General features: G+C 72.1%; 11 protein-coding genes. All 11 read left to right on the top strand.

Going from position 1 to position 11,139, the window contains the following annotated elements:
• Nucleotides 1-135 precede the first annotated feature (135 nt).
• The 11 genes from ACZ7IF_RS38675 (at nt 136) to ACZ7IF_RS38625 (ending at nt 11,030) form a co-directional block, all read left to right on the top strand.
• Nucleotides 136-1,557: an MFS transporter gene (locus ACZ7IF_RS38675; protein WP_470981647.1), complete on the top strand. Its 1,422-nt coding sequence runs from the start codon at nt 136-138 to the stop codon at nt 1,555-1,557.
• A gap of 11 nt (nt 1,558-1,568) precedes the next feature.
• Nucleotides 1,569-2,153 (top strand): NADPH-dependent FMN reductase, encoded by a 585-nt coding sequence (locus ACZ7IF_RS38670; RefSeq protein WP_470981645.1) that lies wholly within the window; start codon nt 1,569-1,571, stop codon nt 2,151-2,153.
• An 84-nt stretch (nt 2,154-2,237) separates the two neighbouring features.
• Nucleotides 2,238-2,600 (top strand): acyl carrier protein, encoded by a 363-nt coding sequence (locus tag ACZ7IF_RS38665; RefSeq protein WP_470981643.1) that lies wholly within the window; start codon nt 2,238-2,240, stop codon nt 2,598-2,600.
• Nucleotides 2,597-3,424 (top strand): 4'-phosphopantetheinyl transferase family protein, encoded by an 828-nt coding sequence (locus tag ACZ7IF_RS38660; RefSeq protein WP_470981641.1) that lies wholly within the window; start codon nt 2,597-2,599, stop codon nt 3,422-3,424. The genes ACZ7IF_RS38665 and ACZ7IF_RS38660 overlap by 4 nt, the downstream gene beginning before the upstream one ends.
• A gap of 23 nt (nt 3,425-3,447) precedes the next feature.
• A complete protein-coding gene (gene fabD / locus ACZ7IF_RS38655) occupies nt 3,448-4,395 on the top strand; it encodes an ACP S-malonyltransferase (protein ID WP_470981640.1) in 948 nt (315 codons plus the stop codon).
• Nucleotides 4,396-4,425: 30 nt separating this feature from the next.
• Nucleotides 4,426-5,988: an acyl-CoA carboxylase subunit beta gene (locus ACZ7IF_RS38650; protein ID WP_470981639.1), complete on the top strand. Its 1,563-nt coding sequence runs from the start codon at nt 4,426-4,428 to the stop codon at nt 5,986-5,988.
• Between the two features lie 35 nt (nt 5,989-6,023).
• Entirely contained in the window at nt 6,024-6,260 is a 237-nt protein-coding gene (locus tag ACZ7IF_RS38645) for an acyl-CoA carboxylase subunit epsilon (RefSeq protein ID WP_470981637.1), read from the top strand.
• Between the two features lie 84 nt (nt 6,261-6,344).
• Complete coding sequence (gene rfbB, locus ACZ7IF_RS38640; protein ID WP_470981635.1) at nt 6,345-7,355, top strand: dTDP-glucose 4,6-dehydratase; 1,011 nt, start codon at nt 6,345-6,347, stop codon at nt 7,353-7,355.
• Nucleotides 7,352-8,656, top strand: a complete 1,305-nt coding sequence (gene rfbH / locus ACZ7IF_RS38635) for a lipopolysaccharide biosynthesis protein RfbH (protein ID WP_470981633.1) — start codon at nt 7,352-7,354, stop codon at nt 8,654-8,656. The genes rfbB and rfbH overlap by 4 nt, the downstream gene beginning before the upstream one ends.
• Nucleotides 8,653-10,062 carry an NDP-hexose 2,3-dehydratase family protein gene (locus ACZ7IF_RS38630; protein WP_470981631.1) on the top strand — a complete coding sequence of 470 codons (1,410 nt, stop codon included), beginning with the start codon at nt 8,653-8,655 and terminating at the stop codon, nt 10,060-10,062. Before rfbH ends, ACZ7IF_RS38630 begins: the two co-directional genes overlap by 4 nt.
• The gene (locus ACZ7IF_RS38625; protein ID WP_470981629.1) at nt 10,059-11,030 is read left to right on the top strand and encodes a Gfo/Idh/MocA family protein; all 972 of its coding nucleotides are present in this window, start codon (nt 10,059-10,061) and stop codon (nt 11,028-11,030) included. The genes ACZ7IF_RS38630 and ACZ7IF_RS38625 overlap by 4 nt, the downstream gene beginning before the upstream one ends.
• Nucleotides 11,031-11,139 lie beyond the last annotated feature (109 nt).

Below are 11,139 nucleotides of genomic sequence, written 5' to 3'. Positions count from 1 at the left end.
CTCACCGTCCTCCGCTCCCCCCCCCTCCGCCCCCCCCCCCCCCCCCCCCCCTCCACCCCCCCCCCCCCCCCCCCCCCCCCCCCCCCCCCCCCCCCCCCCCCCACCCTTTTCCCCGCTCTCCAGCGAAATGCGAGCATGCACTCCTCGACGACAAACCTGCCCGTCGGCGAGCGGGCCCCGGCCCCGTGGGCCCTGGTGTCCGTACTCGCCGCCAACATGCTGGTCGACGCCCTGGAGGTGTCCGCGACCCTGGTGGCGTTACCCGTCGTCGGTGCCGGTCTGGGGCTGGAGGCCCCGCAGCTCCAGTGGATCGTCACCGGCTTCGCCGCGGGCTTCGGCGGGCTCCTGCTCCTGGGGGGCCGGCTGGTCGAACGGCTCGGCCGCCGCAGGGTCTACCTGGCGGCCCTCCTCGTCTTCGCCGTCGCGTCCCTGGCCGGGGCGCTGGCGGAGGACGCCGCCGTGCTGACCGCGACCCGTGTGGTCAAGGGCTTCTGCGTGGCGCTGACCGCGCCCACCGGACTCGCCATCATCATGTCCGCGGTCCCCGATGGGGAGGCCCGTCGGAAGGCGGTGTCGCTCTATTCCTTCTTCGGAGCCGTCGGTTTCTGCACGGGGCTGCTGCTGTCCGGGCTGCTGAGCGTGATCAGCTGGCGCTGGACCCTGGCCTTCCCGGCGCCCGTCGCGCTGCTGCTGCTGGCCGCCGGCCTGCGGCTGGTCCCGCGGGACGGACCCGCCCCACGGTCGTCGTCGAAGGGGGCAGGACGCTACGCGCTGGCCGGCGGCTTCAGCCTCACCGGTGCCGTCCTGCTGCTGGTGTACGCGCTCTCGCACTTCCTCGGCACCGGCCGGGAGCGGGCCTGGGCGGCGTCGGCCTTCGCGGCGGCGCTCGTGCTCGGCGCGGCCTTCATCGTGGCCGAGCGCCGATCGCCGAGGCCCCTGGTGCCCCGCGAACTGCTGGGGCACGCCGCACTGCTGCGTTCCGCCGTCGGCGCCGCCGCACTCAACGGCTCGTACGTGGCCTTCCTGCTCATCGCCACCCTGCACCTCCAACGGGCCGGGTGGGGATCCTGGCAGACGGCGCTCGCCTTCCTGCCCGCCGCCGCACCGCTCGCGCTGACCGCTCTGCACTCCAGCCGGATCGCCGTGAGGCTGGGCCCGGCCCGGGCGGTCGCCGCAGGGGCGGCCCTCGCCCCGCTCGGGTACGCGCTCTACCCGCGGGGTGCGGGAGCCGAGCCGGGCCCCGTCGGCCTGCTCCCCGCCATGACGTGCGTCGGCGCCGCCTTCGTCCTCGCCTTCACCGCCCTGCACCTCCAGGCGACGGGCTCGGTCCCGGCCCGGTTGCAGGGGCCGGCGGGAGGCTTCTACCAGACCTGCGTCCAAACGGGCGCGGCATTCACGGCGGCACCCGCCGCCGTGCTGTACACGGCGGGCCGGAGCCAGGCGCTCTGGCTGGTCATCGCCGTGGGAGCGGCCGGGGCGTGTGTCGCATTGGGCGGCCTGACCCGGAACGCCCGCTCCACCTCACCTCATTTCACCTCACCACAGAGTCGTCCATGAAAGGACCCACAATGTCGAACGAGCCCCTGAAGCTGGCCGTCATCATCAGCAGTGTGCGTGAAGGCCGCTTCGGTCCCGTACCGGGCCAGTGGTTCGCCGAGCAGGCCCGGGAGCGGGCGGACCTCGTCGTCGACGTGATCGACCTGACGGAGCACGAGCTGCCGAGCGCCCTCTCCCACGACCCCTCCCCGGAGACCGCCGAGGCGCTGGCCACGATCTCGCCGCGGCTGGAGCAGGCCGACGCGTACGTGGTTGTGACGCCGGAGTACAACCACAGCTTCCCGGCGTCCCTCAAGCACGTCATCGACTGGCACTACACCCAGTGGCGTGCCAAGCCGGTCGGCTTCGTTTCCTACGGCGGCCTCGCGGGCGGCCTGCGCGCGGTGGAGCAGCTGCGTCCGATCTTCGCCGAGCTGCACGCGGTCACCGTCCGCGACGGCGTCAGCTTCCACTCGGCGTGGGAGCAGTTCGGCGAGGACGGTCTGCCGAAGGACCCGGAGGGACCGCAGGGCGCGGCCAAGGTGCTGCTCGACCAGCTCATCTGGTGGGCCACGACCCTGCGTGAGGGCCGCGCCAAGAACCCCTACCAGGCCTGACCCTCAGCCCCGCAAACCCGACCACGGGCGGACGGAGGCGACTCCGTCCGCCCCGACCCGGAAAGCATCATGAACACACTTCACATGTCACAGACGTACGAGACAGACACCGGTCTTGTTCACATGACCCGGCCCGACATGGCGGTCCTGGCCACCGCGGGGCTGCGCGAGCGCACCCGGATCCTGGAGCAGTACGTACGCGAGGAACTCGGCCGCATCCTCGGCATCGAGCCCCACCTTGTGGACACCACGGGCCGCCCCATGGGCTGCCTCGGCATCGGCTCGATCTCCGGTATCGAGCTCCAGTACCGGATGGAGGCGACCCTCGGCGTCGACGTGAACCTCCAGCGGCTGCTGCTCGCCAACAGCGCCCAGGAGCTCATCGACTGCCTCGCCGGCCAGCTCGGTCCGGACGCCCACCTGCACGGGGCACCGGTGCCGGCATGACGACGACGACCCTCCTGCCGGCCGCGCGCCCGGCGGTGCACCACCGGGACCTGGCGCGCCCCGACTTCACCCTCTCCGCCGACCGCGTCGACCTCTGGCTGATCCGACGTCCCACCGGGGCGGACGCCGAAGCCCTGGCGATCGGTGAACTCGACGAGAAGGAGCGCAAGCGCACCGACTCCTTCATCCGCCAGTCCGACGGCCTGTTGTACGCCGCCGCCCACGTGGCGGTGCGCCGGCTACTCGGACGCTACACGGCCACGCTGCCCCAGGACGTCCGCTTCATGCGCGAGCCCTGCCCCGGCTGCGGCGAGCCGCACGGGCGTCCCGCCCTCTCTCCCCCGCCGCCGCCGCTGCACTACTCCCTCTCGCACAGCGGGAGCGTGGCCATGGTGGGCGTCGGCACCACGCCGATCGGCGTTGACGTGGAGAAACTCCCCGGCGCCGAGACGGTGGACATCTGCTCCAAGGCGCTGCACCCCGATGAACAGCTGGAGATCGCCGAGACCGAGGCCGGTGAGGAGCGGCGGCAGCTGTTCGGGCAGATCTGGACGCGCAAGGAAGCGTTCCTCAAGGGGCTTGGGACAGGGTTGAGCCGTTCGCCCGCGGAGGACTACCTGGGCACCGACCACGGTCGTCACCCGGACGGCTGGACCATGGCCGGCGTTCCGGCCGACGCCAACCACGCCGCCGCCGTGGCGGTGGCGGGAGCCGCCCCCAAGGCGGTCGAAGTCCGCTGGGTGCCCGACACCTGGCTGGCCACAGGCAACAGCGTGTGCGGCGCCGCCGCTCCCGGACCGCACGACACGGTCTTCGCCAGTTGAACCGCAAGTAAGGACGTGACCGGATGACCACCGCCTTCGTCTTCCCCGGCCAGGGCTCCGAATGCGCCGGCATGGGCAAGGAGCTGCTCGCCCTGCGGCCCGACCTCGCCGACACCTACTACCGCACCGCCGACGACCTGCTGGGGATCCCGCTGGCCCGGGTCTGCCTGGACGGGTCCCCCCGGGACCTGGAGGACCCGGCGGTGGCGCAGCCGGCGATCTTCCTGACGAGCCTGGCCGTACTGGAGGTGCTGCGCGGCGAGGGGCTGCGGCCGGACGCCGTGGCGGGGCACAGCCTGGGCGAGTACGCGGCGCTGGTCGCCGCCGGCGTGCTCGAGTGGACCGAGGCCCTGTGGCTGGTCCGGCTCCGCGGCGAGCTCGTCGCCACGGTCGGGGACCGCATCGGCAGCGCCACGGCGGCGGTCATCGGCCTGAGCCGCACGGACCTGGCGCGGATGTGCGCCGAGGCCAGGGCGGCCACCGGCCAGGTGGTCGAGGTGGCCGGGGACAACGAGCCCCGTCAGACCGTGGTGTCCGGCCAGGCCGAGGCGGTGGCCCACACCGCCGACGCGGCCCGGGCCGCCGGGGCGCGCGTGGAGTGGCTGCGTACCGGCGGCCCGTTCCACTCCAGCCTGCTGGACGAGGCACAGGCGGAGTTCACCGAGACGCTGATCGCCACGGAGTTCCGCGACCCGGCCGTGCCGCTGGTCTCCGGTGTCACCGGAGGGTGGGTGACGACGGCCGCCGAGGCCGTCGTCACCCTGCGCGGCCAGCTCACCAGCCCGGTGCGGTGGACCGAGACCGTCGGGACGCTCGCCGCCTCGGGCGCGGACCGGTTCGTCGAGGTGGGGCCCGGACGGGTGCTGGGCGGACTGATCCGCCGGATCCTTCCAGGCGCCCGGGTCCACCCGACGGACACCGCGGCCCGCCTGGCCGGGGCGGTCGACGCCTTCACCGCCACCGCAGTCTGACCATCGACCCACGGAGAGGGTGGGAGAACCATGCCCCGAGCGGATGACACGATCCGGCACCGGATCGACGAACTCAACGGGATCAAGGAGTCCGCGCGCAGCGGCGACGAGGGCGCGACCCAGCGTCAGCATGCCAAGGGCAAGCTGACCGCGCACGAGCGGATCGCGCTGCTCCTGGACAAGGGATCGTTCAGCGAGGTCGAGCCGCTGAGGCGGCACCGGGCGACCGGTTTCGGGCTCGAGGCCAAGAAGCCCTACAGCGATGGTGTCGTCACCGGCTGGGGAACGGTCGAAGGACGCACCGTCTTCGTGTACGCCCACGACTTCCGCATCTTCGGCGGTGCGCTCGGCGAGGCCCACGCCGAGAAGATCCACAAGATCATGGACATGGCCGAGGCGGCCGGCGCCCCGCTGGTGTCGCTGAACGACGGTGCGGGTGCTCGTATCCAGGAGGGCGTGTCGGCGCTCGCCGGCTACGGCGGCATCTTCCAGCGCAACACCCGGGCCTCCGGCGTCATCCCGCAGATCTCGGTGATGCTCGGCCCCTGCGCGGGCGGCGCGGCCTACTCGCCGGCGCTCACCGACTTCGTGTTCATGGTCCGCGAGACCTCGCAGATGTTCATCACCGGTCCGGACGTGGTCAAGGCGGTCACCGGTGAGGAGATCAGCCAGAACGGACTGGGCGGAGCGGACGTCCACTCCGCCACCTCGGGTGTCGCGCACTTCGCGTACGACGACGAGGAGACCTGCATCGCCGAGGTGCGCTACCTGCTGGCCCTGCTGCCCTCCAACAACCGCGAGCTGGCACCCGTCGAGCACACCGGCGACCCGGCCGACCGGCTGAACGAGGCGTTGCTCGACCTGGTCCCGCTGCAGCCGGGACAGGCGTACGACATCCGCAAGGTCATCGAGGAGGTCGTCGACGACGGCGAGCACTTCGAGGTGCACCCGGCCTGGGCGCCCAACCTCGTCTGCTCCCTGGCCCGCCTCGACGGTCACGTCGTCGGCATCGTCGCGAACAACCCGGCGGCCATGGCGGGCGTGCTGGACATCGAGGCGTCCGAGAAGGGTGCGCGGTTCGTCCAGTTCTGCGACGCCTTCAACATCCCGCTGGTCACGCTGGTCGACGTCCCCGGCTTCCTGCCGGGCGTGGACCAGGAGCACAACGGCATCATCCGGCGCGGAGCCAAGCTGCTGTACGCGTACTGCAACGCGACCGTGCCGCGCATCTCCCTGGTCCTGCGCAAGGCCTACGGCGGCGCCTACATCGTCATGGACTCGCGCTCCATCGGTGCCGACCTGGCGCTGGCCTGGCCCACCAACGAGATCGCCGTCATGGGCGCCGAGGGTGCGGCCAACGTGGTCTTCCGGCGCGAGATCGCCGCGGCCGAAGACCCCGAGGCCGTCCGCGCGCAGCGGATCGCGGAGTACAAGGACGAGCTGATGCACCCCTACTACGCGGCCGAACGCGGCCTGATCGACGACGTGATCGATCCGTGCGAGACCCGCCAGGTGCTGATCCGCTCCCTGGCCATGCTGCGCGCCAAGCACGCAGACCTGCCCGCCCGCAAGCACGGCAACCCGCCGCAGTGAGCGCCGGCGGAACGTCACGAGACGAGGAGCAGCCCGTGGACACCGACCAGCCCGGCCACTTCATCCGAGTGGTGAAGGGATCGCCCGACGCCGAGGAACTGGCGGCACTGACCGCCGTCGTCATGGCCCGGGCGGCGGCTCACGAAGGCCAGCACGGCGGTACGGCGGGAAGTGGGCCCGTACTGGCCGGCTGGCACCGGCCCGAGCGGGTACGAGGCTTCCTCGGTCCGCGTACCTGGCGCGACAACACCGCCGAGGCCCGATCCGCCTGACGGCGGCATCCTTCCCTTCCTTCCTGCCAAGGAGCACGACATGACACACCCCGTCCCCGAACGGACGCGCCCCGAGGAGGCGGTATGAGGCTGCTGGTCACCGGCGGGGCCGGGTTCATCGGCTCGCACTTCGTCCGCACCCTGCTCGACGGCGGATACGCCGGTCACGAGGAGACGCGCGTCACGGTCCTCGACAAGCTCACCTACGCGGGCAACCGGGACAACCTGCCGGCCGCCCACCCCCGGCTGGACTTCGTCCGGGGCGACATCTGCGACGAGCCGCTGCTGCGCGAGCTGCTGCCCGGCCACGACGCGGTGGTGCACTTCGCGGCCGAGTCGCACGTCGACCGGTCGGTGCACTCCGCGGCCGAGTTCGTCCGCACCAACGTCGGCGGCACCCAGACCCTGCTGGACGCCTGCCTGGCCACCGGGGTCCGGCGCGTGGTCCACGTCTCCACCGACGAGGTCTACGGCTCCATAGCCGAGGGCGCCTGGACCGAGGAGTGGCCGCTCCAGCCCAACTCCCCGTACGCCGCGTCCAAGGCCGCCTCCGACCTCATCGCGCGCTCCTACTGGCGCACGCACGGACTCGACGTCTCCATCACCCGCTGCTCGAACAACTACGGGCCGTACCAGCACCCCGAGAAGCTGATCCCGCTCTTCGTCACCAACCTGCTGGAGGGCGAACAGGTCCCCCTGTACGGCGACGGACGCAACGTCCGCGAGTGGCTGCACGTCGACGACCACTGCCGGGCGATCGCCCTGGTCCTGGACCGGGGCCGGGCCGGCGAGGTCTACAACATCGGCGGCGGCAACGAGCAGACCAACCTGCACATCACCGAGCGGCTGCTCGCCCTGTGCGGCGCCGACTCCTCCGCCGTGCGCCGGGTGGCCGACCGCAAGGGCCACGACCTGCGCTACGCCCTCGACGAGACCAAGATCCGCGAGGAGCTGGGGTACGCGCCGCGCGTCCCCTTCGAACAGGGCCTCGCCGACACCGTCGCCTGGTACCGCGACAACCCGGGCTGGTGGAAGGCCGTGAAGCACCGCACAGACAACTTCGGCCCCGAGGGCCGTGAAGGGACCCCGTCATGAACGTCCACAAGGGACTCATCCTCGACGAGACCGCGAAGTTCCACCAGGACACACAGAACGACGGGCCCTTCGTTCCCGGCACCACGGAGATCTGGCCGGCGGGCGCGGTCCTCGACGAGCGCGACCGCGCCGCCCTGGTCGAGGCGGCCCTGGAGATGCGGATCGCCGCCGGACCCAGCTCGCGCAAGTTCGAATCGCGGTTCGCCCGCAAGCTGGGTCACCGCAAGGCCCATCTGACCAACTCGGGCTCCTCCGCGAACCTGCTGGCCATGACGGCCTTCACCTCGCACCTGCTGGAGGACCGGCGCCTCAAGCGCGGCGACGAGGTCATCACGGTCGCCGCGGGCTTCCCGACCACCGTCAACCCGATCATCCAGAACGGCCTCGTGCCCGTCTTCGTCGACGTCGAGCTGGGGACGTACAACACCACTGCCGACCGTGTCGCACAGGCCATCGGACCCAAGACCCGCGCCATCATGATCGCGCACGCCCTCGGCAACCCCTTCGAGGTCGCCGAGATCGCGCAGCTGGCGCAGGAGCACGACCTGTTCCTGATCGAGGACAACTGCGACGCGGTCGGCTCCACCTACGACGGGCAGCTCACCGGCACCTTCGGTGACATCACCACCGTCAGCTTCTACCCCGCCCACCACCTCACCATGGGAGAGGGCGGCTGCGTCCTGACCTCGAACCTGGCGCTCGCGCGGATCGTGGAATCGCTGCGCGACTGGGGCCGGGACTGCTGGTGCGAGCCGGGCGAGACCAACAAGTGCCTCAAGCGCTTCAAGTACCAGATGGGTACCCTCCCCGAGGGCTACGACCACAAGTACATCTTCTCCCACGTGGGCTACAACCTGAAGGCCACCGACATCCAGGCGGCCCTCGGCCTCACCCAGCTCGACAAGATCGACGACTTCTGCGACGCCCGCCGCCGCAACTGGCGCCGACTGCGCGACGGGCTCGACGCCGTGCCCCACCTGATCCTCCCCGAAGCCACCCCGCGCAGCGACCCGAGCTGGTTCGGGTTCGCCATCACCGTGGATCCCGAGGCGCCCTACACCCGGGCCGCCCTCGTGGACTTCCTGGAGGACCGCAAGATCGGCACGCGGCGGCTGTTCGCCGGGAACCTGACCCGGCACCCCGCGTACATCGACCAGCCGCACCGCATCGTCGGCGACCTCACCAACAGCGACATCATCACCGACCAGACCTTCTGGGTCGGCGTCTACCCGGCCCTGACCGACGAGATGCTCGACTATGTCATCGCCTCGGTCAAGGAGTTCGTGGGGGCCCACTCGTGACGGCCGCCGCCGGCCGCCCCGGCCGTACCGGGCCGGCCCTGCGGCCCCGGGGCGACGCGGGTCTCCCGGAGCGCCTGGCCCGGTCGGCCGCCGCCCCGGAAGCGGCCACGGCCGGCACCCCGGACGTGCACGGCTGGCTGGAGGAACGCCGCCGCGCACACCGCTTCCAGGTGGACCGGATCCCCTTCGCGGAGCTCGACGGCTGGTCCTTCGACCCGGACACCGGCAACCTCGGCCACCGCAGCGGGAAGTTCTTCACCGTCGAGGGCCTGCGGGTGACCGGCACCACCGACGGCGTCGAGCGCCAGTGGCACCAGCCGATCATCCGCCAGCCCGAGGTGGGCATCCTCGGCATCCTGGTCAAGGAGTTCGACGGCGTCCTGCACTTCCTGATGCAGGCCAAGATGGAGCCCGGCAACCGGAACCTGCTCCAGCTGTCGCCGACGGTCCAGGCCACCCGCAGCAACTACACCAAGGCCCACAAGGGCGCCGACGTCCGCTACATCGAGTACTTCACGCAACCCGGCCGCGGCCGGGTGCTCGCCGACGTCCTCCAGTCCGAGCACGGCTCGTGGTTCTACCGCAAGAGCAACCGCAACATGCTCGTCGAGGCCGTCGGCGAGGTGCCCGAGCACGACGACTTCCGCTGGCTGACCCTCGGCCAGATCGGCGAGCTGCTGCGCCAGGACAACGTGATCAACATGGACGCGCGCACCGTCCTGGCCTGCGCCCCGTTCGCGGACCCCGAGGCGCTCTCCCACCACTCCGACACCGAGCTGCTGTCCTGGTTCACCAAGGAGCGCTCCCGCCACGACGTGAGCGCCGAACGCGTGCCGCTCGCCGGCATCCCGGGCTGGAAGCGCGGCGATCGGACCATCGAGCACGAGGAAGGGCGCTACTTCGACGTCGTCGCGGTCGGCGTACAGGCGGGCAGCCGCGAGGTCGCCAGCTGGTCACAGCCGCTGTTCGAGCCCAGGGGCACGGGCGTCACCGCCTTCCTGACCCGCAGGATCGGAGGCGTCCCGCACCTGCTGGTGCACGCCCGCGTCGAGGGCGGCTTCGCCGACACGGTCGAGCTCGGCCCCACCGTGCAGTACACCCCGTCGAACTACGCGCACCTGCCGCAGCCGGAGCGCCCGCCCTTCCTCGACCTCGTGCTCGGCGCCGATCCCGCCCGGATCCGCTACGAGGCACTGCACTCCGAGGAGGGCGGCCGGTTCCTGAACGCGGAGAGCCGCTACCTGTTCCTCGACACCGACGAGGACCAGGCTCCGCTCGACGCCCCGCCGGGCTACCTGTGGGCGACCCCGGGACAGCTCAGCGCCCTGCTGCGGCACAACCACTACCTCAACGTGCAGGCGCGCACCCTGCTCTCCTGCCTGACATCCGGTGCGGTGCGCCTGTGACGGAGCTCGTCCGTATCGGCGTCCTGGGCTGTGCCGACATCGCCCGCCGCCGGATGCTGCCCGCCCTGCGGGCGGCATCCGGCGCGCGGCTCGTCGCCGTCGCCAGCCGCGACGCGGCCAAGGCCCGGGAAACCGCCGCGGAAGCCCACTGCGAGGCCGTCACCGGATACGGAGCACTGCTGGAGCGGGACGACATCGACGCCGTGTACGTGCCGCTGCCGGCGGCACTGCACGCCGAATGGGTGGAAGCGGCACTCCGCGCGGGCAAGCACGTCCTCGCGGAGAAGCCCCTCACCACTGATCTCCACTCCACGCGGCGGCTCCTGGCCCTGGCCGGCGGAACCGGGAGGGTGCTGAGGGAGAACGTCATGTTCGTCCACCACCGCCAGCACGCCAAGGTACGGGCACTCGTGGCGGACGGTGTGATCGGTGAACCACGCTCGTTCCGCGCGGAGTTCACCATCCCCCGGTTGCCCGACACGGACATCCGCTACGACGCCGCACTCGGCGGCGGCGCCCTCTGGGACACCGGTGTGTACCCCGTCCGCGCGGCCTTGCACTTCCTGGGGGACCGCTTGGAGGCCGAGGCAGCCGTACTGGTCAGGGGTGGCCCGGGCCGGGCCGTCGACACGGCCGGCACGGCCCTGCTGCGCACCCCCGCAGGGGTCACCGCGCAGCTCGCCTTCGGCCTCGACCACGGCTACCGCAGTGCCTACGAGATCACGGGCAGCGAAGGGCGCGTCACCGTCGACAAGGCCTTCACCCCGCCCGCCGGCCACGCGCCCCGGATCCGCCTCGAACGCCGCACCGGCACCGAGGAGATCGCCCTCGCCCCCGACGACCAGGTGCTGGCGGCCGTCGCGGCCTTCACCGAAGCCGTCCGTACGGGCGCCGCGGCCCCCGACGGCCCGTCCCTGCGCCAGGCCGAGCTGCTGGAGGCGATCCGCGGCGTCGCCCGAGTGCTCTGAACGCACCCGGCGGTGGGGGGGGGGGGGGGGGGGGGGGGGGGGGGGGGGGGGGGGGGGGGGGGGGGGGGGGGGGGGGGGGGGGGGGGGGGGGGGAGGGGGGGGGGGGGGG

This window comes from Streptomyces sp. NPDC037421, from assembly GCF_055602105.1.
Note: the sequence above shows the minus strand (reverse complement) of the source record. Positions and strands in the feature narration are given on the sequence as shown.

What these genes read in the sequence shown, in the direction of transcription:
- ACZ7IF_RS38675 (WP_470981647.1), top strand. Translation starts at nt 136, where the DNA reads ATGCACTCCTCGACGACAAACCTGCCCGTCGGCGAGCGGGCCCCGGCC.
- ACZ7IF_RS38670 (WP_470981645.1), top strand. Translation starts at nt 1,569, where the DNA reads ATGTCGAACGAGCCCCTGAAGCTGGCCGTCATCATCAGCAGTGTGCGT.
- ACZ7IF_RS38665 (WP_470981643.1), top strand. Translation starts at nt 2,238, where the DNA reads ATGTCACAGACGTACGAGACAGACACCGGTCTTGTTCACATGACCCGG.
- ACZ7IF_RS38660 (WP_470981641.1), top strand. Translation starts at nt 2,597, where the DNA reads ATGACGACGACGACCCTCCTGCCGGCCGCGCGCCCGGCGGTGCACCAC.
- fabD (WP_470981640.1), top strand. Translation starts at nt 3,448, where the DNA reads ATGACCACCGCCTTCGTCTTCCCCGGCCAGGGCTCCGAATGCGCCGGC.
- ACZ7IF_RS38650 (WP_470981639.1), top strand. Translation starts at nt 4,426, where the DNA reads ATGCCCCGAGCGGATGACACGATCCGGCACCGGATCGACGAACTCAAC.
- rfbB (WP_470981635.1), top strand. Translation starts at nt 6,345, where the DNA reads ATGAGGCTGCTGGTCACCGGCGGGGCCGGGTTCATCGGCTCGCACTTC.
- rfbH (WP_470981633.1), top strand. Translation starts at nt 7,352, where the DNA reads ATGAACGTCCACAAGGGACTCATCCTCGACGAGACCGCGAAGTTCCAC.